The organism is Herbaspirillum sp. (assembly GCF_017744395.1).
Classification (GTDB): Bacteria; Pseudomonadota; Gammaproteobacteria; order Burkholderiales; family Burkholderiaceae_D; genus Herbaspirillum.
This window is the reverse complement of the sequence record NZ_JAGIBI010000001.1, coordinates 1,215,182-1,237,883: the sequence shown is the minus strand read 5'-3', so window position 1 is coordinate 1,237,883 and position 22,702 is coordinate 1,215,182. Positions and strand designations below refer to the sequence as shown.

20 protein-coding genes, 5 tRNA genes and 1 pseudogene are annotated in these 22,702 nt (G+C 64.1%); 13 read left to right on the top strand and 13 right to left on the bottom strand.

What is annotated here, in order from left to right:
- Positions 1-74: 74 nt before the first annotated feature.
- The 4 genes from glpD to metG all read right to left on the bottom strand — a co-directional run bounded on the left by glpD (position 75) and on the right by metG (position 5,461).
- Positions 75-1,652: a glycerol-3-phosphate dehydrogenase gene (gene glpD / locus J7548_RS05670; protein ID WP_290971466.1), complete on the bottom strand. Its 1,578-nt coding sequence runs from the start codon at positions 1,650-1,652 to the stop codon at positions 75-77.
- Positions 1,649-2,641, bottom strand: coding sequence for a sugar-binding transcriptional regulator (locus tag J7548_RS05665; RefSeq protein ID WP_290971463.1), 993 nt, complete (start codon positions 2,639-2,641; stop codon positions 1,649-1,651). Before J7548_RS05665 ends, glpD begins: the two co-directional genes overlap by 4 nt.
- 241 nt (positions 2,642-2,882) lie before the next feature.
- Positions 2,883-3,362 carry a GNAT family N-acetyltransferase gene (locus J7548_RS05660; RefSeq protein WP_290971460.1) on the bottom strand — a complete coding sequence of 160 codons (480 nt, stop codon included), beginning with the start codon at positions 3,360-3,362 and terminating at the stop codon, positions 2,883-2,885.
- A 35-nt stretch (positions 3,363-3,397) separates the two neighbouring features.
- On the bottom strand, positions 3,398-5,461 hold the full coding sequence (gene metG, locus J7548_RS05655; protein ID WP_290971457.1) for a methionine--tRNA ligase: 2,064 nt from the start codon (positions 5,459-5,461) through the stop codon (positions 3,398-3,400).
- Positions 5,462-5,635: 174 nt separating this feature from the next.
- Between metG and apbC the strand changes: the two genes are divergently transcribed.
- The 9 genes from apbC to J7548_RS05610 all read left to right on the top strand — a co-directional run bounded on the left by apbC (position 5,636) and on the right by J7548_RS05610 (position 10,346).
- Positions 5,636-6,724, top strand: coding sequence for an iron-sulfur cluster carrier protein ApbC (apbC, locus tag J7548_RS05650; protein ID WP_290971454.1), 1,089 nt, complete (start codon positions 5,636-5,638; stop codon positions 6,722-6,724).
- A gap of 39 nt (positions 6,725-6,763) precedes the next feature.
- Positions 6,764-7,189 carry a DUF4399 domain-containing protein gene (locus J7548_RS05645; RefSeq protein WP_290971451.1) on the top strand — a complete coding sequence of 142 codons (426 nt, stop codon included), beginning with the start codon at positions 6,764-6,766 and terminating at the stop codon, positions 7,187-7,189.
- 108 nt (positions 7,190-7,297) lie between these two features.
- Positions 7,298-8,704, top strand: a complete 1,407-nt coding sequence (gene gltX, locus J7548_RS05640) for a glutamate--tRNA ligase (RefSeq protein WP_290971448.1) — start codon at positions 7,298-7,300, stop codon at positions 8,702-8,704.
- Positions 8,705-8,782: 78 nt separating this feature from the next.
- Positions 8,783-8,858 (top strand) — tRNA-Ala (locus J7548_RS05635).
- A gap of 70 nt (positions 8,859-8,928) precedes the next feature.
- Positions 8,929-9,004: transfer RNA gene (locus tag J7548_RS05630), tRNA-Glu, on the top strand.
- A 58-nt stretch (positions 9,005-9,062) separates the two neighbouring features.
- Positions 9,063-9,138 (top strand) — tRNA-Glu (locus J7548_RS05625).
- Between the two features lie 42 nt (positions 9,139-9,180).
- Positions 9,181-9,256, top strand: a tRNA-Ala gene (locus J7548_RS05620).
- Between the two features lie 69 nt (positions 9,257-9,325).
- Positions 9,326-9,401, top strand: a tRNA-Glu gene (locus J7548_RS05615).
- 153 nt (positions 9,402-9,554) lie between these two features.
- Positions 9,555-10,346: an enoyl-CoA hydratase-related protein gene (locus J7548_RS05610; protein ID WP_290971446.1), complete on the top strand. Its 792-nt coding sequence runs from the start codon at positions 9,555-9,557 to the stop codon at positions 10,344-10,346.
- On the opposite strand, the pseudogene J7548_RS05605 reads toward J7548_RS05610, so the two are convergent.
- From J7548_RS05605 to J7548_RS05585, 5 genes and pseudogenes are all read right to left on the bottom strand, one after another.
- A pseudogene (locus J7548_RS05605) lies at positions 10,347-11,159 on the bottom strand (NAD(P)H-binding protein); the annotation flags it as partial.
- Between the two features lie 98 nt (positions 11,160-11,257).
- Positions 11,258-11,563, bottom strand: coding sequence for a hypothetical protein (locus tag J7548_RS05600; RefSeq protein WP_290971634.1), 306 nt, complete (start codon positions 11,561-11,563; stop codon positions 11,258-11,260).
- A 32-nt stretch (positions 11,564-11,595) separates the two neighbouring features.
- Positions 11,596-12,156 (bottom strand): sigma-70 family RNA polymerase sigma factor, encoded by a 561-nt coding sequence (locus J7548_RS05595; protein WP_290971444.1) that lies wholly within the window; start codon positions 12,154-12,156, stop codon positions 11,596-11,598.
- A gap of 139 nt (positions 12,157-12,295) precedes the next feature.
- Positions 12,296-12,877, bottom strand: coding sequence for a DJ-1/PfpI family protein (locus J7548_RS05590; protein ID WP_290971441.1), 582 nt, complete (start codon positions 12,875-12,877; stop codon positions 12,296-12,298).
- Positions 12,878-13,104: 227 nt separating this feature from the next.
- A complete protein-coding gene (locus J7548_RS05585; protein ID WP_290971437.1) occupies positions 13,105-14,019 on the bottom strand; it encodes a LysR family transcriptional regulator in 915 nt (304 codons plus the stop codon).
- Positions 14,020-14,227: 208 nt separating this feature from the next.
- Between J7548_RS05585 and J7548_RS05580 the strand changes: the two genes are divergently transcribed.
- The 3 genes from J7548_RS05580 (at position 14,228) to mmsB (ending at position 17,949) form a co-directional block, all read left to right on the top strand.
- A complete protein-coding gene (locus J7548_RS05580; RefSeq protein ID WP_290971434.1) occupies positions 14,228-15,460 on the top strand; it encodes an ABC transporter substrate-binding protein in 1,233 nt (410 codons plus the stop codon).
- A gap of 76 nt (positions 15,461-15,536) precedes the next feature.
- Positions 15,537-17,045: a CoA-acylating methylmalonate-semialdehyde dehydrogenase gene (locus J7548_RS05575; RefSeq protein WP_290971433.1), complete on the top strand. Its 1,509-nt coding sequence runs from the start codon at positions 15,537-15,539 to the stop codon at positions 17,043-17,045.
- A 10-nt stretch (positions 17,046-17,055) separates the two neighbouring features.
- Positions 17,056-17,949 carry a 3-hydroxyisobutyrate dehydrogenase gene (gene mmsB, locus J7548_RS05570; RefSeq protein WP_290971430.1) on the top strand — a complete coding sequence of 298 codons (894 nt, stop codon included), beginning with the start codon at positions 17,056-17,058 and terminating at the stop codon, positions 17,947-17,949.
- 96 nt (positions 17,950-18,045) lie between these two features.
- Here mmsB and J7548_RS05565 read toward each other — a convergent pair whose 3' ends face one another.
- Together J7548_RS05565 and denD are read right to left on the bottom strand one after the other, a co-directional pair.
- Positions 18,046-18,636: a class I SAM-dependent methyltransferase gene (locus J7548_RS05565; RefSeq protein WP_290971428.1), complete on the bottom strand. Its 591-nt coding sequence runs from the start codon at positions 18,634-18,636 to the stop codon at positions 18,046-18,048.
- 103 nt (positions 18,637-18,739) lie between these two features.
- Positions 18,740-19,714, bottom strand: a complete 975-nt coding sequence (gene denD, locus J7548_RS05560) for a D-erythronate dehydrogenase (RefSeq protein WP_290971426.1) — start codon at positions 19,712-19,714, stop codon at positions 18,740-18,742.
- Between the two features lie 152 nt (positions 19,715-19,866).
- Here denD and J7548_RS05555 point away from each other — a divergent pair, with 152 nt between their 5' ends.
- Complete coding sequence (locus J7548_RS05555; RefSeq protein WP_290971424.1) at positions 19,867-20,688, top strand: FadR/GntR family transcriptional regulator; 822 nt, start codon at positions 19,867-19,869, stop codon at positions 20,686-20,688.
- A 69-nt stretch (positions 20,689-20,757) separates the two neighbouring features.
- On the opposite strand, the gene J7548_RS05550 is transcribed toward J7548_RS05555, so the two are convergent.
- The gene (locus J7548_RS05550) at positions 20,758-21,333 is read right to left on the bottom strand and encodes an elongation factor P (RefSeq protein WP_290971422.1); all 576 of its coding nucleotides are present in this window, start codon (positions 21,331-21,333) and stop codon (positions 20,758-20,760) included.
- A gap of 129 nt (positions 21,334-21,462) precedes the next feature.
- Positions 21,463-22,644, bottom strand: a complete 1,182-nt coding sequence (gene earP / locus J7548_RS05545) for an elongation factor P maturation arginine rhamnosyltransferase EarP (protein WP_290971420.1) — start codon at positions 22,642-22,644, stop codon at positions 21,463-21,465.
- Positions 22,645-22,702 lie beyond the last annotated feature (58 nt).

Below are 22,702 nucleotides of genomic sequence, written 5' to 3'. Positions count from 1 at the left end.
CCGGTGAAGCGTTCATCGTCGATGCGGCGCAATGAACGGCTGTAATCGTTTTCACGCGCGGCGTGAAATCCCGCTCATCCGGCCTTGGCTTGCATGCGGCCGGCGCAAAAGCCGCTGGCGCCGAACTCAGCGAACCAGTCCTTGAACTCCTGCCGCTGTTGTTCGCTCATGTGCAGGCCGCACTTGGTGCGGCGCCACAGCACGTCATCGGCTTCGCAGGCCCATTCGTGCACGGCCAGATATTCCACTTCGCGCTGCCGCAGCCCGCCGCCGAAATCGCGTCCCAGTTCGTCCGGGGTTTGCGCTTCGCGCAGGACGCTGTAGCTGTTCAAGCCATGGCGCGAAAACAGGCGCGCCAGGTAGGCGGGATCGAGCTGCGCATACTTCTTTTGCAGCCGCGCCACTTCGGCGGCGCGGTCGGCGCGCTTGAAGCGGGCGCCGGGCAGGGCTTCGGTCGCGGTCCAGGAGGCGCGGCGCGCGCGGCCTTGCATCCAAGGCGCTAGCTTGTCCATGACCGATTCGGCCAGGCGGCGGTAGGTGGTGATCTTGCCGCCGTACACCGAGACGCAGGGCAGTTCGTGGTCGGCCTGCAGCACCAGCGTGTAGTCGCGGGTGACGGCCGAGGGGTTGTCGGACTCGTCGTCGAACAGCGGACGCACGCCGGCGTAGCGCCAGGCGATGTCCTGCGCGCCGATCGGGCGTTCCAGGTACTGGTTGACCGCGCGCAGCAGGTAGGCTTCTTCCTCGGCGCTGATCTGCGCGCCGCGGTCCATGTTTTCCTGCGGCACGTCGGTGGTGCCGATCAGGGTGTAGCGCTCTTCATAAGGGATCATGAAGACGATGCGCTTGTCGTCGTTCTGCAGGATGTAGGCGTGTTCGCCGTCGAACAGGCGCGGCACCACGATATGGCTGCCGCGCACCAGCTTGACGGCGGCATGCTTGCCGCCGTCGCCGGCGCCCGCGTTGAGCAGGTGGTCCATCTTCGCCACCCAGGGGCCGGCGGTATTGACGATGGCGCGCGCCTGCACGGTGCGGCGTTCGCCGCTGCGGGTGTTTTCCAGCGTGCAGGTCCAGCGGCCGTCGCCGCCATCGGCGGCCGGGACGCGCCGGGCGTCGACCAGGCGGGTGCGCGCCATGATGTCGGCGCCGTGCTCCTGCGCGCTGAGCAGGTTGAAGATGACCAGCCGGGCGTCGTCGACCCAGGCGTCGGAGTAGGCGAAGCCGCGTGTAATCTCTTGCTTCAGGCCGCTGGCATGCGCCATGCGGTCCAGTTGCACGCCCTTCGATTTGGGCAGGCTGATGTGGCCGCCGATATGGTCGTACAGCCACAGGCCGAGGCGGATCATCCAGCGCGGGCGCAGGCCGGCCACATGCGGCATGACGAAGCGCAGCGGCCAGGCGATATGCGGGGCGATGTCGAGCAGGTGTTCGCGCTCGGACAGGGCTTCGGCCACCAGCCGGAATTCGTAGTACTCGAGATAGCGCAGGCCGCCGTGGATCAGCTTGGTGCTGGCCGAGGAGGTCGCGCCGGCGAAGTCGCCCTGTTCGCACAGGGCGACCGACAGGCCGCGCCCGGCGGCATCGCGCGCCACGCCGGCGCCGTTGATGCCGCCGCCGATGACCAGGATGTCGTAGAGGCCGTTGGTGCTCATGCCGTGGTTTCCTTGCCGTTGGTTGTGTCTATCTGTTCCACCAGCAGGCGCGCGCTCGGTTCGTCGATCACCAGCTCGTTGATGAAGCCGCCTTGCAGCGCCGCGCGCAGGCCGGGGATCTTGCCGCGGCCGGATACCACGCAGATCGAATGCGCGGCGCGCTGGAAACAGTCCATGTCGGGGCCGCTGCTGCGGGCGTTGAGGGCGACGTCGCGCCAGCTGCCGTCTTCGCGGAAGAACACGGTGGCGATATCGCCCACCAGGCCTTCTTCCCGGATCATCCTGCGCTCGTCGTCGGACAGGTAGCCGCCGGTATGGACATGGCTGCCGGTGGCTTCGGCGCCGATCGAGAACAGCAGGATGGAGGCGCGGTCCTGCAGCGCTCGGATGGATTTGATGCTGCGTTCGCGCCACAGCGCGGTGCGGGTGTCGGCGTAGTCGAAAAAGGCCGGCACCGGGAAATGGTGGGCGCGCGCGCCATAGTTCTGGGCGAAGCGCGAGACGATCGATTCGCCGATGGTGTTGACGAAGTCCAGGCCGGTGCCGGAGCCGTTCAACTGCACCACGTCGACGTCGTGCACGTGCTTGGGCAGCAGCTTGTCGGCGATCTCGGCCACGGTGGTGCCCCAGGCCAGGCCGATCACGGTGGAGGGCGCCACCAGCGAACTGACGTAGGCGGCGGCGTGGCCGGCCACGCGCTGCAGGGTTTCCTTCTCGGTGGCGGCGGCCGATACCGGCACCACCTGGATCGAGCGCAGCTTGTAGCGTTCAGCGATGGCGGTTTCCAGGTTGCCGGAGACTTCCTGCGGATCGTGCACGCGGATTTCCACCAGGCCACGGTCCAGGGCATAGGACAGCAGGCGCGAAACGGTGGCGCGCGAAGTGCCGATTTCCTCGGCGATCGCGGCGGTGGTCATGTTCTGGAAGTAGTACAGGCGCGCTACGCGCACGGCCATGTACGCCGTTTCCTGGCGGTCCCCGTTAGCCATTTTTCTCGTTTGAACGAATGATCATTTGATTTGAACGTTTGTAACAATAATCAAATTAATTTGATAAGTAAAGGCTTATCAATGCGGCCCTGCAGCATGTCGGGGATGATATTGAGCTTTTGTTACGGCTTGATGAACGGATGTTCGAGATAGGTGGGATGGGGCCGGGCCATGGAATGGCCATAAAAAAGCGACGCCTGGCGTCGCTTTTTGCAGTGCGGGGAAAGAGGGGGGGAGTTGTTCAGTAGCGCATCACCCGCCGCATCACAATGGGCAGGGGCTCGTCCGGATTGGCGCGGGTGTATTCCAGTTCCGGCGCGATTTCGAAGCCGAAGGCGGCGTACAGGTCGACCAGCTGCGCCTGGTCGGTGCGCACCGCCAGCCGCAGTTCGCGCACATCGGCGGCCTGGGCGCGGTGGACCAGCGCTTCCATCAGGTGCTGCGAGAGGCGTTCGCCGCGGAAGGCGGGCGAGATGCCCATGCGGCGGATTTCCCAGACGTCCCGTTCGGTATCCAGCGGCAGCCAGCGTACCGAACCGGCGGGGACTTCGTCGCGCAGCAGGATGAAGGCGCCGCCATGCTGCAGGTCTTCGATGACGTGGTCCGGCTCCTCGCGGTGGCCGGACGAGCTCGGGGCCACCTTGTTGGCCCAGCTGGCGCGGGTCAGTTCCGCAATCAGCGGGGCGTCTTCGGAGGTGGCTTCGCGTATCAGAAGTTCCATGGCGTGGTCCGGTCTTCCCGTATTGCAGGCGCCGGTCAGCGTACGCGCATGCCCGGTTCGGCGCCCGGCCACGGGTTGAGCACGTAGATGCCCGGATTGGCCTTCTCATCCTTGGCGGAAGCGGCCAGCACCATGCCTTCGGAAATGCCGAACTTCATCTTGCGCGGCGCCAGGTTGGCCACCATCACGGTCAGCTTGCCGAGCAGCTCTTCCGGCTTGTAGGCCGAGGCGATGCCGGAGAATACGTTGCGTGTCTTGCCTTCGCCGGCGTCCAGCGTCAGCCGCAGCAGCTTGGTCGAGCCTTCCACCGCTTCGCAGTTGACGATCCTGGCGATGCGCAGGTCGATCTTGGCGAAGTCGTCGATGGAGATTTCCGGGGCCAGTTCCTCGATGGCGCTTTCTTCCGCGACAGGCGCGGCAGGAGCAGCTTCCGGCGCTTCAAACAAGGCATCCAGCATCTTCGGGTCGACGCGCTGCATCAGGTGCGAGTAGGCGTTGATCACATGGCCGTCGGCCAGCGGCGCATCGACGTCGCTCCACTGGAAGGGCTGCACGTTGAAGAAGGCTTCCACTTGCGCCGCCAGTTGCGGCAGCACCGGCTTGAGGTAGACGGTGAGGATGCGGAAGGCTTCCAGCAGGCGGCTGCAGACTTCATGCAGTTGCGCATCCTTGGCGGCATCCTTGGCCAGTTCCCAGGGCTTGTTGGCGTCGACGTAGGCGTTGATGGCGTCGGCCTGTTCCATCACCAGGCGCAGGGCCTTGCCGTATTCGCGCTGCTCGTACAGCGTGCGGATTTCAGCGGCCACGCCGCGCAGCTTGGCGAGGAAGGCGTCGTCGGCGGTGGCCCACTTGGTGGAGACCTTGCCTTCGAAGCGCTTGGCGATGAAGCCGGCCGCGCGGCTGGCGATGTTGACGTACTTGCCGATCAGGTCGGCGTTGACGCGCGCCACGAAGTCGTCCGGGTTGAAGTCGACGTCTTCCACCTTGGCGTTGAGCTTGGCGGCGATGTAGTAGCGCAGCCATTCCGGGTTCATGCCGATGTCGAGGTAGCGCAGCGGCGAGATGCCGGTGCCGCGCGACTTCGACATCTTCTCGCCGGAGACGGTGATGAAGCCGTGGGCGAACACGTTGGTCGGCGTCTTGCGGCCGGCGAACTTGAGCATGGCGGGCCAGAACAGCGTGTGGAAGTAGGTGATGTCCTTGCCGATGAAGTGGTACTGCTCGGTCTTGTCGTCGGCCATGAAGGCGTCGAAGTCGCGGCCGGTCTTGCTGAAATAGTTCTTCAGCGAGGCCAGGTAGCCGATCGGCGCGTCCAGCCAGACGTAGAAGTACTTGCCCGGCGCATCCGGGATCTCGATGCCGAAGTAGGGCGCGTCGCGCGAGATGTCCCAGTCGCCCAAGCCGCCTTCGCCGTCCAGCCATTCGCGGCACTTGTTGGCCACTTCCGGCTGCAGGCGGTTGTTGTCCAGCGCCCATTCGCGCAGGAATTCCACGCATTTCGGATCCGACAGCTTGAAGAAGAAGTGCTCGGAGGACTTCATCACCGGCGTCGCGCCCGACAGGGTCGAGTACGGGTTCTTCAGGTCGGTCGGCGAGTACACCGCGCTGCAGTTCTCACAGGAGTCGCCGTACTGGTCCTTGGTGCCGCACTTGGGGCATTCGCCCTTGATGTAGCGGTCCGGCAGGAACATGTTCTTGACCGGGTCGTAGAACTGGTCGATGGTCTTGGTCGAGATCAGCTTGGCCTCGTCGCGCAGGGCGCGGTAGATCTCTTGCGACAGGGCGTGGTTTTCCTCGCTGTCGGTCGAGCTCCAGTTGTCGAAGGCGATGTGGAAGCCGTCCAGGTACTGCTTGCGGCCGGCGGCGATGTTGGCCACGAACTGCTGCGGCGTGATGCCGGCCTTTTCAGCCGCGATCATGATCGGCGCGCCATGGGCGTCGTCGGCGCCGACGAAGTGCACCTCGTTGCCCTGCATTCGCTGGAACCGGACCCAGATGTCGGCCTGGATGTACTCCATGATGTGGCCGATGTGGAACGCGCCGTTGGCGTAGGGGAGTGCGGTCGTGACGAAGAGTTGGCGGGGGGCGGAGGTGCTCATTGGCAATGCGGGCTCTACGGTGGTGAAAGGGAAAAACGGCCATTTTATCAGCCGTAGCGGGAAGAGCGCAGAAGTTGCCTTGAGGGAAAGGAAAATCGCCGGTTGCGCAGGGTGGGGGCAAGGCGGCCAGAGGCCGATTGGTTTAGACTGGCGGGATTCATGAAGGAGAGTCAATTGAGCATCACAGTGGAACAAGTCAAGGCAGCCCTGCTGCAGGTGATCGATCCCAATACCGGCCGGGACCTCATCAGCGGCAAGGAAGCCAAGAACATCCGCGTCGAGGGTGGCCGCGTGCTGCTGGACGTGGAGCTGGGCTATCCGGCCAAGAGCCAGGTCGAGCCGATCCGCCAACTGGTGGCCGATGCGCTGGGCAAGCTGCCGGGCGTGTCCGGCGTCGAGGCCAACGTCTATTTCAAGATCGTCGCGCATGCGGTGCAGCGCGGCATCAAGTTGAAGAGCAACGTCAAGAACATCATCGCCGTGGCGTCCGGCAAGGGCGGCGTGGGCAAATCCACCACCGCCGTCAACCTGGCGCTGGCGCTGGCGGCCGAAGGCGCGCAGGTCGGCATCCTGGACGCCGATATCTACGGCCCTTCGCAGCCGATGATGATGGGCATTTCCGGCCAGCCGGAGACCAAGGACGGCAAGACCATGGAGCCGTTGGAGAACCACGGCCTGCAGGTGTCCTCGATCGGTTTCATGATCGATCCCGACGAACCGATGGTGTGGCGCGGCCCGATCGTCACCCAGGCGCTGCAGCAGTTGCTGGACCAGACCAACTGGCGCGACCTGGACTACCTGGTCGTCGACATGCCGCCCGGCACCGGCGACGTGCAGCTGACCCTGTCGCAGAAGGTGCCGGTGACCGGCGCGGTGATCGTCACCACGCCGCAGGACATCGCACTGCTGGATGCGCGCAAGGGCTTGCGCATGTTCGAGAAGGTTGGCATTCCGATCCTGGGCATCGTCGAGAACATGAGCATGCACGTGTGCTCCAACTGCGGCCATGCCGAGCCGATCTTCGGCGTGGGCGGCGGCGAGAAGATGTGCGCCGACTTCGGCGTCGACTTCCTGGGCGCCTTGCCGCTGACCATGGAAATCCGCGAGCAGACCGATTCCGGCAAGCCGACCGTGGTGGCCGACCCGGACGGCAAGGTGGCGGACATCTACAAGGGCATCGCGCGCCGGGTCGCGGTCAAGGTGGCGGAGAAGGCCCGCGACATGACCAGCAAGTTCCCCAGCATCGTGGTCCAGAACGACTGACCTGTTTCATCTACCTACTCGTCAAGAAGGAGATTGCCCATGATTACCCGTCGTCATTCGCACTTGTTCAAGAACGTGTTCGCGGTGTCGCTGCTTGCCACCGGCCTGCTGTCGTCGGCCGCCCATGCTGCCGACAAATCGGTTTCCATCCTTGAACCCAAGGATGGCGCCACCGTTTCCAGCCCGTTCAAGGTGAAATTCGGGGTGACCGGCATGACCGTGCATCCGGCCAATGAAATCATCGAGGGCACCGGCCACCATCACCTGCTGATCAACCAGGGGCCGATCAAGGAGGGGGAGGCCATTCCGATGGATGCCAACCACTTGCACTACGGCAAGGGCCAGACCGAGGCCGACGTTACACTGCCGCCCGGCAAGTATGAGCTGACCGCCCAGTTCGCCAATGGCGCGCACCAGTCCTACGGGCCGGCCCTGTCCAAGACCATCCATGTCACGGTGAAGTGACTTTGGGCAGCTTCCCAAAGGCGGTAAAATACCGCCTTTCCGATTGACCATCATCACCGTCCAACGGCTTTGGCATGCCAAGGCCGTTTTGGTTTTTATTTTTCGATCATGACCGCATCTACCGTTCGTACCCGCTTCGCTCCCAGTCCCACCGGCTACCTGCATCTGGGCGGCGCCCGCACCGCGCTGTTCTCCTGGGCCTATGCCCGCCGCTTCGGCGGCATCTTCGTGCTGCGCATCGAAGACACCGACCTGGAGCGTTCGACCCCGGAAGCGGTGCAGGCCATCATCGAAGGCATGCAATGGCTGGGCCTGAACCATGACGAAGGCCCGTTCTACCAGATGAAGCGCATGGACCGCTACCGCGAGGTGGTGGCGCAGATGCTGGAGCAGGGCACCGCCTACTACTGCTATTGCTCGCCGGAAGAAGTCGAAGCCATGCGCGAGCGCCAGCGCGCCGCCGGCGACAAGCCGCGCTACGACGGCACCTGGCGCCCGGAACCGGGCAAGACCCTGCCGCCCATTCCCGAAGGCCGCAAGCCGGTGGTGCGCTTCAAGAACCCGATCGACGGCGACGTCACCTGGAACGACGTGGTCAAGGGCCCGATCACGATTTCCAACCGTGAACTGGACGACCTGGTGATTGCCCGCCCGGACGGCACGCCGACCTACAACTTCTGCGTGGTGGTGGACGACTGGGACATGAAGATCACCCACGTCATCCGCGGCGACGACCACGTCAACAACACCCCGCGCCAGATCAACATCCTCAAGGCGCTGGGCGGCAAGCTGCCCGAGTACGGCCACGTGCCGATGATCCTGGGCGCCGACGGCGAGAAGCTGTCCAAGCGCCACGGCGCGGTGTCCGTGATGGATTACCCGGCCCAGGGCTACCTGCCCGAAGCCATGCTGAACTACCTGGCGCGCCTGGGTTGGAGCCATGGCGACGACGAGATCTTCTCGATGCAGCAATTCTGCGAATGGTTCGACCTCGACCACCTGACCAGCTCGGCGGCGCAGTTCAATCCGGAAAAGCTGAACTGGCTCAACAACCACTACATCAAGCTGGCCGACAACGCCCGCCTGGCGACGCTGGTGCGTCCGCTGCTGGAAAAGGACGGCGCCTCCTTCGACGGCGCGCCCGACCTGGAAGCGGTGATCGCGCTGTTGAAAGACCGCGCCAACACCGTCAACGAGATCGCCGCCGCGGCCCTGATGTTCTACCGCCAGCCGGCGCCGGAAGCGGCGCTGGTCGAGCAGCACATCACCGACGCCATCAAGCCGGCGCTGGCCGAATTCGCCCAGCGCTGCGCCGCGGTCGAATGGACCAAGGAAGCGATCGCGCCGATGATCAAGGAAGTCCTGGCCGCGCACCAACTGAAGATGCCGCAACTGGCCATGCCGCTGCGCCTGATCGTGGCAGGGCAGTTGCAGACGCCGGCCATCGACGCCGTGTTGCAGCTGTTTGGCCGGGAAACGGTGCTGGCACGCCTGAAGGGCTTTTTTGCGGCCTGAAAGATAAACTCTAGTTTATTTTTTCAAAAAGATATTGTCTTTTGAAAACAGGTATTGCATAATCTCGCTTCTTCGCAAGGGGGTATAGCTCAGCTGGGAGAGCGCTTGCATGGCATGCAAGAGGTCAGCGGTTCGATCCCGCTTACCTCCACCAGCGACACCGCAGTTTCAATACGGTGATATTCCAAGCGAAACTTGGAAGTAGAAATTAGCAGTACCTGAATGTCCCTATCGTCTAGAGGCCTAGGACATCACCCTTTCACGGTGAGTACCGGGGTTCGAATCCCCGTGGGGACGCCAGATTTCAATCGGCGTTGCAATCGCAGTAACTCAGGGCAGCGCAGATAAAGCAGTACATGTCCCTATCGTCTAGAGGCCTAGGACATCACCCTTTCACGGTGAGTACCGGGGTTCGAATCCCCGTGGGGACGCCAGGTTGTCGAAAGCCCGCGAGAGCGCGGGCTTTTTACTTCGCCGGGGGTATAGCTCAGCTGGGAGAGCGCTTGCATGGCATGCAAGAGGTCAGCGGTTCGATCCCGCTTACCTCCACCAGCGACCCGCAGCAGTTTTGCGGTGATTTTCCAAGCGAAACTTGGAAGTAGAAATCAGCAGTACCGGAATGTCCCTATCGTCTAGAGGCCTAGGACATCACCCTTTCACGGTGAGTACCGGGGTTCGAATCCCCGTGGGGACGCCAAGACAAGATAAGCCCGCATAGCGGGCTATTTTTTTGTCTCGACACTCCTGCACTCACTGTCGCCCGCCCAACATTCCCTCCGTAATTTTTGCGTTATCCTGCACAACACCCCAAGCCCGCCAACAAGCGGCGCAACAAAAGACAGGAGCGCAAATGACAGCAGCAGCCAATCTCGATATCGACAACCGCGGCATCGCCACCATCACGCTGAATCGCCCCGACGTCCATAATGCCTTCGATGACAAGCTGATCACCCACCTGATCAACCTGATCAAGCAAGCAAAAGAAGATCCTCGCACCCGCGTGCTGCTGCTGGCCTCGACCGGCAAATCCTTCTCCGCCGGCGCCGACCTGGCATGGATGCGGCGCATGGCCGACGCCTCGCGCGAGGACAACCTGCGCGATGCGCGCAACCTGGCGTTGTTGATGGAAACCCTCAACAGCTTCCCGGCCCCTACGGTGGCCAAGGTGCAGGGCGCGGTAATGGGAGGCGGGGTAGGGCTGGTGTCGTGCTGCGACATCGTGGTTGCCTCGGAAGCGGCGTTCTTCGCCTTGTCCGAAGTCAAGCTGGGTTTGGCGCCGGCGGCCATCAGCCCGTATGTGGTCGCCAAGATGGGGGTATCGCAGGCGCGCCGCTACTTCGTCTCGGGCGAGCGCTTCACCGCCGCCCGCGCGGCCGACATAGGCCTGGTGCATGAAATAGTGCCGGCCGCCGAACTCGATGCCAAGGTCGGACAGACGCTCGATATCCTGCTGGCCAACGGCCCGCAAGCCATGCGCGCGGCCAAGCAGTTGGCGCAGGTGGCCAATCCGTTGAAGGTCACGCCGGAACTGGCGGAATATACGGCCGGCGTGATTGCCGACCTGCGCGCCTCGGACGAGGGCAAGGAAGGCTTGCGTGCCTTCCTTGAAAAGAGTTCTCCAGCCTGGATCAATAAAAACTGATCAGGCCTCGACCGCATCCAGCGGCCAGGCCAGCGACAACGGCGTGAGCCGCAGGCCGAATTCGGCGGCGGTGGCGGCCGTCGCCTGCGCATCGCGCGGGGCGGCGATGCGCGCCAGCAGGTCGCGCACCGTGTGCTGCAAGGCGGGGCAAGCCAGCGCCTGCAAGGGCGCGGTGCGGATCGCCACTTCGGCGCCGTTGGCCAGTTTTGCCAATTGCCCGAGGCTGTGTTCTTCCGGGCCGCTCAACTCATAGATGCCGGGTTTGCCCGCGCCCAGCGCCGCCGCCTCCGCGATGGTGGCGACGTCGCCCAGGTTGATCGGGCGGCTGGTGCGCTTTTCATCGCCGTACAGCACCACCGGCGCATCCGGCGCCGGCTGCAGCAGGGCCTGTTCGAAAGGCAGCGGCTGCGGGCTGCCGCGCACCACCGGGCCCAGGCGGAAGATCACGCTGCCTGGCAACGGCTTCAATAGCTGCTCGGCCATGCCTTTGGCCTTCAGGTACCAGTTGTCGGAAGCGGCATCGGCCAGCAGTGAGGAAAAATACACCACCCGCGTGTCGCGCACGCCAACCGCCCTGGCGATATGCCGCGCCGTGTCGACCATGCCGCGTTCATAGGCGCTCCAGTCGCCGGCGCCGAACACCCCGGTCAGCAGCACTACCGCATCGGCGGCGGCGATGGCTTCGGCGCTGCGCGGATTATCGGTCCAGTCGGCAACCACTTCATCGGCCACCAGCGTAGCCGGCGAGCGCACCAGCGCGGTGGCGTGGACGCCCGAATCGCGCAGCAGCAACAGCAGCAGGCGCCCGGTCGGGCTGTTGGCGCCGGCGACGACGACGCGTGCGCGGCGCGCGGCTTGAAGCTATGCATGGGTTTCTCCTGTCAGGGGAGGGGAGAAAAACAGGCCGGTATTCATTCGCCGTTGTTACGGCTGCGGCCGAACATGCAGAAGCGCGATTCCATGCGCTCGCGCTCTTCCGGCGTCATGGCCTGCCAGCGTGCGCGCATGCGGCGTTTCTTTTCATGCCAGCCGCGGTGGCCGCGAAAGCCGCCGAACAGGATGCGGCACAGCACCAGCAAGCCCAGCGCGCGCCAGAAACCGATCTCGGCGGCGCCCGGGAAGATGGGCGGCATCACCCAGTTCCACAGCAGCATCACGGCGCCGCCCAATACGGCAACGCACAGCGCCGCGCAGCACAGCTTGCCCAGCCAATGCATCCTGAAACGGCGCGGGGGCCTGATCTCGTCCATCACATCTCCAATTCGTCGTAAATCGCCTGCAGCCGCTCGCGCAGATGCAAGACCGCATAGCGCTTGCGCGCCAGCAGGGTGTTGAGGCTGGTGCCGCTGGCGGCCGCCATCTCCTTGAAACTGATGCCGTCGAGCTCGTGCGCGACGAACACCTCGCGTTGATTGTCAGGCAACTCGTCGAGCGCCTGCTGCAGCGTTTCCAGCAGCACCGAGCGGACATAGGCCGCTTCCGGGCCGTCGCTGCCGGCCGGCAGCGCCAGGTTCAACTGCCACGCGCCCTCGGCTGCCTCGAAGTCCTCCGCATCGCCGGGATCGGGCAGCGGCTCTTCCTTCTTCTTGCGGAAGCGGTCGATGATGCGGTTGCGCGCTACCCGGAACAGCCATGCGCTGACCTGCTCGATCGGCTCGGGCAAGCGATAGGCCTGGACGAACTCATGGAATACATCCTGGAGGATGTCCTCGGCTTCGCCGGCGTCGGCGACCCGACGGCGGATGAAGCCGCCCAGCCGCGTGCGCTCGCGCAGTACGGTGGCGGTGATCTCGCTGTCTTTGTCGCTCATCGCATGGTGGTTGGAAATCGACTGCATGCCGGGAAGACGGGCAGGCGGCGGGAATATTGTGGGACGGCGCGGTTTTTTCTCGCCATGAATAAAAAAGCGCATCCGGGCAGATGCGCTTTTCAGGCTTGCGGCAATCGGATCAGGGTTCGATCCTGGTGCCCAGCACCTTCAGGAACTGCGCCAGCCACGTGGGATGCGCCGGCCAGGCGGGCGCGGTCACCAGCTTGCCGTCGGTCACCGCAGCGTCCACCGCGATATCTGCGTACTGGCCGCCGGCCAGCTTTACTTCCGGCGCGCAGGCCGGATAGGCGGACACCTTCTTGCCTTCCAGCACGCCGGCCGCGGCCAGCACCTGCGGGCCGTGGCAGACCGCGGCGATCGGCTTGTCGGCCTTGGCGAAGGCCTGCACCAGCTCGATCACCTTCGGGTTCAGGCGCAGGTATTCCGGGGCGCGGCCGCCGGCCACCACCAGGGCATCGTAGCCGGTCGCGCTGACCTCGTCGAAGCTGGCGTTGAGGGCGAAGTTGTGGCCCGGCTTCTCGGAATAGGTCTGGTCGCCCTCGAAATCGTGGATCGCGGTCTTGACCTTGTCGCCGGCTTTCTTGCCGGGGCAGACCGCGTGCACCGTGTGGCCGACCATCTGCAGCGCCTGGAACGGCACCATGGTTTCGTAGTCCTCGGCGAAATCGCCGGTCAACAACAGAATCTTCTTCGCTGCCATCTTCGTCTCCTTGGAGGGGTAAGAACCTGTTTACGATCTCACCGGGGCCGTCCAAATGGCCTTTCAGGCGGTCTGCCGCGTTGCAAAGCCTCGCCGGGCCACCGGCCCGTCTACGTTTTGCGCCTTGCATCCCATCCTGAAATTCCATTTGGCCGACTCCCGGCGAGATCGTAAACAGGTTCTAAGGGCCGGCTTTCAGGGCCGGTGTGAAAAAAGGCCGACTACTGTCAGGGCAGCCACTGCATCTGGCGCGAATTGCCCATCAGGTAATCGCGGTTCATCTCCACGCATTCGCGCAGGTAGCGCCACAGGGCCGATACGCGCGCCACATGTCGCTGTTCGCTGGACGCCACCAGCCAGAAGGTGCGGGTGATGGCGATGTCCCGCTCCAGCACCGGCACCAGCTGTTCCGACTGCTGGGCCAGGAAGCAGGGCAGGATGGCCAATGCATTACCGCTGCAGGCGGCGGTGTATTGCGCCACCACGCTGGTGCTGCGAAAGGCGCGGAAGGCATCGGGGGCGACCGTATCCTTGTAGCGCAATTCCTCGCTGAACACCAGGTCGTCAATGTAACCGATGAAGTTGTGCCGCTCCAGGTCGGCCAGGCTGTCGATGGGAGCGTGGCTGACCAGGTAGTCGCGGGTGGCGTACAGCTTCAGGACATAGTCCGACAGTTTTGTGACCACGTAATTACCGGACAGCGGGCGCTCGATCGACACGCTGATGTCGGCCTCGTGCTTGGACAGGTTGACGAAGCGCGGCATCGGCAGCATGTCCACCGTGATGTGCGGGTTGCGCGCGCAGAAGTGGGCGATGTGCGGCGCCAGCACAAAGGTGCCGAAGCCTTCGGTGGCGCCCAGCCGCACCTGGCCGGAGAGCTTGCTGTTGTGTCCGCCCAGCTCCTCGGCGGCGGCGTAGACGGTGCTTTCTATCTTCTCGGCGTATTCCACCAGCCGGTAGCCGTCGGCGGTCAGCTTGTAGCCGTGGTTGTTACGGTCGAACAGCTGGCTGCCGACCTGCTCCTCGAAACGCTTCATCCGGCGCGATACGGTGGAGTGGTCGATGCCCAGCTTCTTGGCGGCATCCACCAGCCCCTGGCTGCGGGTGAGTTCGAGGAAGATCCTCAGGTTGTCCCAGTCCAACGTGCGCTCTCCTGTTGATATGCCGGATGTTTTGCATAGATGCAAAAGCCTTTTGAATTTATGGTTATTGTATCGATATTAACGCACATGCAAAATACACTTGCTGCAGAGGAAGCGTGCTTCCCGCGGCAGGAGATCATGCGGTGCGACCCGGCGTCGATGCAACGCCAGGCGCAACCGACAAAAACGACAATATCAAGGAGACAAAATGCGTAAGAACGTATTCGGCCGTTCCGTCATGGCAGCGGCAGTTGCCTGTGCGGTTTCCCTCTTTGGCGCAGCCGCCCCGGCTGCCGCGCAAGATCCCAACACCGTCAAGATCGGCATCCTGACCGACATGTCCGGCCCGTATTCCGCGATGGGCGGCCAGGGCTCGGTGGTGGCCGCCAAGATGGCGGTGGAAGACTGCCTCAAGGCCGAATGCAAGGGCATGAAGATCGACATCCTGTCGGCCGACAACCAGAACAAGCCGGACGTGGGCGTGACCCGCGCCCGCGAATGGCTGGACCGCGACAAGGTCGAGGCCATCGCCGACCTGACCAACTCCTCGGTGGCGCTGGCGGTGCAAAAGCTGATCAAGGAAAAGGGCGGCATCGCCATGTACAGCGGCCCGGCCACCGGCGCCCTGACTACCGCCGAATGCGCGACCAACGGCTTCCACTGGATGTTCGATACCTATTCGCAGGCGGCCGGCGCAGCGGCTGCGCTGACCAAGCTGGGCAACAAGTCCTGGTACTTCGTGACAGTGGACTACGCCTTCGGCCATTCGCTGGAGAAGGATGCCTCCGACGTGGTCAAGGCCAACGGCGGCACCGTGGTGGGTTCGGTGCGCCATCCGCTCAATGCTTCCGATTTCTCTTCCTTCCTGCTGCAGGCGCAGGCTTCCAAGGCGCAGGTGATCGGCCTGGCCGACGGCGGCACCGACGTTGTCAACGCCATCAAGCAGGCGCGCTCGTTCGCGGTGGGCGGCAAGGACCAGCGCCTGGTGGCGCTGCTGGTGTTCCTGTCCGACGTCCACGCGCTGGGCCTGGATGCGGCCCAGGGCCTGGTCTATACCGACGGTTTCTACTGGGACTACGACGAGCAGACCCGCGGCTTCTCCAAGCGCTTCGAAGCCCTGTTCAAGAACAACAAGCCGACCATGGTGCAGGCCGGCGTGTATTCCAGCGTCTACCATTTCCTGAAGGCGCGCGCCGCCGCCAAGACATCGGACTGGAAAGTGGTGTCGCAGAAGATGCGCGAGATCCCGATCTCCGACGTGGTCATGCGCAACGCTTCGATCCGCCCCGATGGCCGCGTGATCCACGACATGTACCTGTACCAGGTGAAGTCGCCGGCCGAATCCAAGGCGCCGTGGGATTACCTGAAGCTGCTGTCGGTGATCCCGGCCCAGCAGGCGTTCCGCCCGATGGACGCGGCTTGCCCGCTGGTCAAGCAGTAATGTTTTTTGCCGGAGCGGCGCTCCCTTCAGTCTCGCATCGCTCCGGCCTTTCTTTCTCACTTATGGAAAACGCATCATGAGCCAAGCCAATATCCCCAACGTTCCCCTCTACATCAACGGCGAGAAGGTGCAGTCGACTTCCAAGGAATGGCGCGACGTGCTCAATCCCGCGACCCAGGAAGTGGTGGCGCGCGTGCCGTTCGCCACCAGGGAAGAGGTCGACCGCGCCGTCGCCAACGCCAAGGAAACCTTCAAGACCTGGCGCAATACCTCGCTGGCGCAGCGCATGCGCATCATGCTGAAATTCCAGCAACTGCTGCGCGACAACATCGCTCCGTTGGCCGAAATGATCACCCGCGAACACGGCAAGACCTTGCCCGACGCCGAAGGCGAAGTCATGCGCGGCCTGGAAGTGGTGGAGCATGCCTGCTCGATCACCTCGCTGCAACTGGGCGAGATGGCCGAGAACGTGGCCGGCGGCGTCGACGTCTACACCCTCTACCAGCCGCTGGGCGTGGGGGCCGGCATCACCGCCTTCAACTTCCCGGTGATGCTGCCTTGCTTCATGTTCCCGATCGCGGTGGCCTGCGGCAACACCTTCGTGCTCAAGCCCTCAGAGCAAGACCCGACTTCCTCGCTGTTCCTGGTTGAGCTGGCCAACCAGGCAGGCCTGCCGCCGGGCGTGCTGAACGTGGTGCATGGCGGCCCCGACGTGGCCAACATGATCTGCGACCATCCCGACATCAAGGCGGTCTCCTTCATCGGGTCGACCCATGTCGGCACCCACGTCTACCGCCGCGCCAGCGAAGCCGGCAAGCGCGCGCAATGCATGATGGGCGCCAAGAACCACTGCATCGTGCTGCCCGACGCGCCCAAGGACCACGCCATCAACAACCTGCTGGGTGCCGCCTTCGGCGCCGCCGGCCAGCGTTGCATGGCCAACTCGGTGGTGGTGCTGGTGGGCAAGAGCCGCGAATGGATCCCCGAGATCGTCGAGCGCTCCAAGGCCCTGAAGGTCGGCCCCGGCAGCGACCGCAAGGCCGATGTCGGCCCGCTGGTGTCGCCGGCGGCCAAGCAGCGCGTCGAGCACCTGATCGGCAGCGGCGTCGAGCAGGGCGCCAAGCTGCTGCTGGACGGCCGCAACTTCAAGGTGGCCGGCAGCGAGAACGGCAACTTCGTCGGCCCGACCGTGTTCACCGGCGTCAAGCCCAGCATGGACATCTACACCCAGGAAATCTTCGGCCCGGCGATGTGCATCGTCGAAGTCGAGACGCTGGACGAGGCGATCGCCTTCATCAACGCCAACCCCAACGGCAACGGCACCTCGATCTTCACCAGCTCGGGCTATGCCGCGCGCAAGTTCCAGAATGAGATCGACGTCGGCCAGGTCGGCATCAACGTGCCGATCCCGGTGCCGGTGGCCTACTTCAGCTTCACCGGTTCGCGCGCCTCCAAGCTGGGCGATCTCGGACCCAACGGCAAGCAGGCGGTGACCTTCTGGACCCAGACCAAGACCGTCACCGCACGCTGGTATGCGCCGGAAGACGCGGCCGGCGAGGTCAACACCACCATTTCGCTGAAGTAAGGAGGGCATCATGAGCGCCAACGTTGTATTCATCGGCCTGGGCAACATGGGTTTGCCGATGGCGCAGAACCTGGTCAAGGCCGGCTTCTTGGTCAGCGGGCACGACCTGGTCAAGGCCAGCGTCGACAAGCTGGTGGAAGCCGGCGGCAAGACCGAAGCCGACTCGATGGCGGCGGTGGCCAAGGCCGACGTCGTCATCACCATGCTGCCGGCCAGCAAGCACGTCGAGTCGCTGTATCTGGGAGACAAGGGCGTGCTGGCCAGCGCCAAGCCCGGCGCCTTGCTGATCGATTGCTCCACCATCGCACCGGAAGCAGCGCGCAAGGTGGCCGCCGCGGCCAAGGCCAAAGGCTTCGACATGCTGGATGCGCCGGTCTCCGGCGGCACCAACGGCGCCACGGCCGGCACGCTGACCTTCATGGTCGGCGGCAGCAAGCAGGCCTTCGACGCGGCCCAGCCTTATTTGCAAAAGATGGGAAAGGCGATCTACCACGCAGGCGACAGCGGCAGCGGCCAGACCGTCAAGGTCTGCAACAACATGCTGCTGGGCATCCTGATGATCGGCACTTCCGAGGCGATCCGCCTGGGCGTGGCCAATGGCATGGATCCCAAGGTGCTGTCCGAGATCATGTCCAAGAGCTCGGGCCGCAACTGGACGCTGGAAGTCTACAACCCCTGCCCGGGCGTGATGGAGACCGCGCCGGCATCGAAGGACTATGCCGGCGGATTCGGCGTCGACCTGATGCTGAAGGATCTGGGGCTGGCGGAAGAAAATGCATTGGCCACCGGCAGTTCGATCCCGCTGGGCGCGGCAGCGCGCAACCTGTACGACATCCACAGCAAGAACGGTGCGGGCAAGCTGGATTTTTCCAGCATCTACAATTTGCTGGGGAAGGCGAAGTAAGGGCAGGGATGTCCACGAAGTTTGTTTGATCTCCGAGGAGTAGTGATTTTGAGCGCGGCCGTGGCCGCGCTTTTTTTTCGTCGGTAATGGCCGACGTCAGGCCGCCTTCCTGGCGACCAGGCGATGGATCACCTTGCCGGAGGACGCGCTGGCCGCCTCTTCGTCCAGCAACAGCGCGCAACCCTGCAATGCGCCGCGCACCAGGCCGGCGTCGAACGAGGCATACAGCCGCGCATGCTTGTCGCGCTGGTCGCCGTCCTTGGTGACGCGCCAGCTGAGATAGAGCGTGCCGCCGGGTTTGAGGATGGCGACCATGCGCGCCACCGACGGCGCGATATCCCCGGCAGGCAGGTGCATGATCACCGTCTCGCACAGCACGTTGTCGAAGCTGGCGTCGGCGATGCCGGCCAGCGCGGGCAGGGCGGCGTGCGTGAAGAGGGATTGCGGATAGCGCCGGCGGGCTTCGGCCAGCAAGCCTTCCGAGGCGTCGTAGCCGTGCGCGGCAAAGCCGCAGGCATCCAGCCAGCCGACCTCGCGGCCGCTGCCGCAGCCGATGTCGGCGCAGGCGCCGGGGGCGAAGTACTGGCGCACGATGGCGTGCAGGTCTTCCGGCGCCGGCTGGTCGTGCCAGTCTTGCGCGAAGCCGGCGGCATTGCCGTCATAGGCGGCGAGGGTGGATCGGTCCATGCGGGTCTCTTGGCGTGTCGTTATTGGAGACTGCATTATGCGCCGCCAAAGAAAACGGCGCCCCGAGGGGCGCCGTTGCCGTCAGAAGCAAAGCGTGAAGCGCTTACTTCTTGACTTCATCCTCGATGTGGGCGCGCACGATGTCGGCGAAATTGGCATCGGCGGTAAAGCCCAGCGCCTTGGCGCGCTTGGCTTCGAAAGCGCCCGGCCAGGAGTTGACGATGCGCTTGATGGCCTCGTCTTCCTTCCATTCGATCAGCTTGACCACTTCCTTGCCGGCGACCTGCTCCAGCGCGTCGACCATTTCCCTGACGGTCACGCACAGGCCGTCGATCGACAGGAAGCGGGCCAGGCCCAGGTCGGCGCCGTTGATCTCATGGCCGTGGATCAGGTTGGCGATGGCCTGGCGCGGCGACATCAGCCACATGCGGGTCTCAGGCGCGACCGGGCAGACCGAGGGCTGGCCGTTGAGCGGTTCGCGGATGATGCCCGAGGCGAAGCTGGAGGCGGCCTTGTTGGGCGCGCCGGGACGCACCGAGATGGTCGGCATGCGCAGCGCGCGGCCGTCGATGAAGCCCTTGCGGCTGTAGTCGTTGACCAGCAGTTCGCCCATCACCTTTTGCGCGCCGTAGGAGCTTTGCGGCATCAGCAGGGTGTTGTCCGGCACCACCGCCGGCAGCTCGCCGCCGAACACCGCCACCGAGCTGGTGAACACCACGCGCGGCTTGCTGCCGAGCAGGCGGGCGCGTTCCAGGATGACGCGGGTGGCGTCGAAGTTGATCTTCATGCCCAGTTCGAAGTCGGCTTCGGCATGGCCGCTGACGATGGCGGCCAGGTGGAAGATCGATTGCGTATCGGCGGTGATCACGCGCTCGATCACGGCGGCGTCGGCGATGTCGCCGGTCACGGCTTCGATGCGCGGGTCGTTGAAGCCTTGCGCTGGCACCACGTCGAGCAGGGTGATGCGCTTGATTTCCTGCTGCTTGCCGTCGCGGCCGGTCAGGGTGCCGCGCTGCAGGAGCTGGCGCGCCAGGCGGCTGCCCAAAAAGCCGGCGCCGCCGGTGATGACGATATGCATGTGTTCTCCTCGTTGGTCTGGTAGTGGGATATCCCGGTCTGGAAACCTGTGCCGAGCCGTCGTCGGATGGCGGGCATCGGCAGCGATTATAGCAGAAAGTTGTCATACAACTTTTTGAGGCCATGCGGCCAAAAGCGGTATCATTGCGCGCCATGAAGAATCCCGATGCCAAGACCTCCACAGCCAGGGCCGCCGCCGTTTCCAAACGTGGCAAGGGCACGCTGGCCGACCACGTGACCAGCGTGCTGGCGCAGCAGATCCGCGAGGGCGAGTTCGCGCCCGATACGCGGCTGCCGTCGGAGATGGAGCTGACCGCGCGCTTCGCGGTCAGCCGCACGGTGATCCGGGAGGCGATCTCGCGCCTGAAGTCGGAAGGTTTGGTCGGTTCGCGCCGGGGCAGCGGCACGGTGGTGCTGGGCGCCAACCAGGCCACGCCGTTCAGGCTCGACATGCCGGGCGAAGACGTGGGCGATTCGATCCGGGCGGTGCTGCGGGTGATCGAACTGCGGCGCGGGGTGGAAGGCGAGATGGCGGCATTGGCGGCGCAACGCCGCACCGGCGCGCAGAGCCTGGCGATCCAGCAGGCATTGAAGGACATCGACCGGGCCGCGCAAGAGGGCAGGGATGGCGTGCAGGAAGACTTCGCCTTCCATGCCGCGATCTCCAACGCCGCCCACAATCCGCTCTATACCTCGCTGGTGCAGTTCCTGAGCCAGTTCCTGCACGCCGCCATCCGGGTCGCGCGCATGAATGAGGCGCGCCGCAGCGACTTCAGCCAGCAGGTGCGCAGCGAGCATGCGGCCATCGCCCAGGCCATCGCCGACGGCGACCCGGCGGCGGCGCGCGCGGCCGCCTTGCAGCATATGGAGAATTCGGCGCAGCGCATCCAGGCGGCCGACCGCGAGTTCTGGGCCAGTGCGGCCGGCCGGGCCGCGGCGCGGGACCTGGCGCGGCAGGTCAAGGCGAAGGATTAATAACCTGTTTTGAATGGACGAAAAAAAACGCTGCGCAAGGCAGCGTTTTTTTATTGCATCGGCGGAGGATTAACCGCGGACAACCTTCTTGTACTCGTTGGTACGGGTGTCGATTTCGATGTCGTCGTCCTGGCTGACGAACAGCGGGACCATCACGACGATCTGGTTGGCTTCGATCGCGTTTTCGATCTTGGCTTCCTTCAGGACGTTGCCCGAAGTGTTGCCCTTGACCGCCGGCTCCGAGTAGGCAACCTTGCGCACGATGGTGGTCGGCATTTCAACCGAGATCGCCTTGCCGTCGTAGAACACGGCTTCGCACTGCATGCCGTCCTTCAGGTAGCCGATGGCGTCGCCCATGTTCTCGCCTTCGATTTCGTACTGGTTGTACTCTTCGTCCATGAAGACGAACAGCGGGTCGGCGAAGTACGAGTAGGTGACCGGCTTCTTGTCCAGCACCACGACGTCGAACTTGTCGTCGCCGCGGAACACGCTTTCCTGCGGGCTGTTGGTCAGCAGGTTCTTCATCTTCCACTTGTAGGTGAAGCCGGTACGGGAAGAACCGTTGACGTCGGAACGCAGGACGATCATAGGCTTGCCGTCGACCATGATGATGTTGCCGACGCGGATTTCTTTTGCAAATTTCATAGCGGAGTATCGTGAAAAGTAGGTTTCTTCAAACTGTCAGTAGCCTACTGGCAAAACTGCACCGCAAGCCCACGTACGATTGAATTCCAAACAGCGTTAAAAAACTAAGCCCGTTATTTTACCCTATTTTCAAGGGGCTTCCACCACCAGCCGGCGGGCGAACGTCAGCAAATTCGCCATGAAGTCGCCATTTGCCAACATCTTGTGCAGCCACTGCTCAGCTCCCTGCGTCAGGGCCGGCAAATCCGCCCGCAGCGCCTGCCAGCTTGCCTGCCAGTCAACATCGGCTTGGCTGGCGCCGTTCCAGGCGTGGTTGGCTTCAACCAGCGCCGGCGTGGCCGGGTCGTAGATCTTCAGGAAAGCATTGAGTTTGGTGTGGTGCAGGTTCTTGTCCTGCTTGTAGATGTTCCAGATGAAGGGCTTGCCGGCCCATTGCGCGCGCACGATGGAGTCCTCGCCGCGCACGAAGTTGAGGTCGCAGCTCCACAGGAGCTTGTCGTAGTCGGTCTGCGGTACGAACGGCAAGACGCGCACGGTCAGCGCGCCGCGCGTGGCGGCCGCGCCCGGCTGCATGGGGGCGCCGAGAAAAGCTTCGACCGCCTCCCGCGCCACGCCGTCCGGCACCAGGCAGGCGACCGGGGCGGATGCGGCTTGCCAGGCGGCAAACAGTTCGGGAACCGGGGCGTAGTCGTAGCAGAACAATGACAGCTTGAGACTTTCCTGCTCTGGCGGCGTCACGCCCAGGCCGGACAGGAAGGCGGCGGCCTGGCCTTGCTGCAGGAAGGCTTGCCGCCGGGCTTCCAGGTCGGCCTCGAAACTCAGGCCGCCGGTGCGCTCATTGAAGCCGGGGAAGAAGAAATACTTGGTCAGTTTCAGCGAGCGGTGCGGCGAGGGCAGGGTGTGGCAGCCTTCCACCCATTGCTCGGCCGACAAGCCTTCCAGGTTGAACCAGACCGGCTTGACGGCGCGCTGCGCCATCGCCTCGACATAGGCCGGCGGAATCTCGCAGCCGAAGAACTCGATCACGATGTCCGGGATGTCGGCTGCCGTGAACGCGTCGTCCTGGCCGCGCCAGTGCTGCACGGTGACGCCGGCCAGTTGCTGCACGTCGGCCTCGGTATCGACCTCGGGCCAGATGCGCCGGAAGCTCTTCAGGTCGTCCACCCACAAGCGCACCGCGATGCCGTGCTCATGCGCCAGCTGGCGCGCCAGGCGCCAGCAGATGCCGATGTCGCCGTAGTTGTCGACGACCCGGCAGAACAGGTCGAGGGTCTTGAGCGGATTGGCGGGAGCGGAAAGGTCTTGATGCATGGAAAAGCAGGGTGGAGAAAGGCCGGAAAGCGCGAATGATACCGCGCCGTCCGCGAAA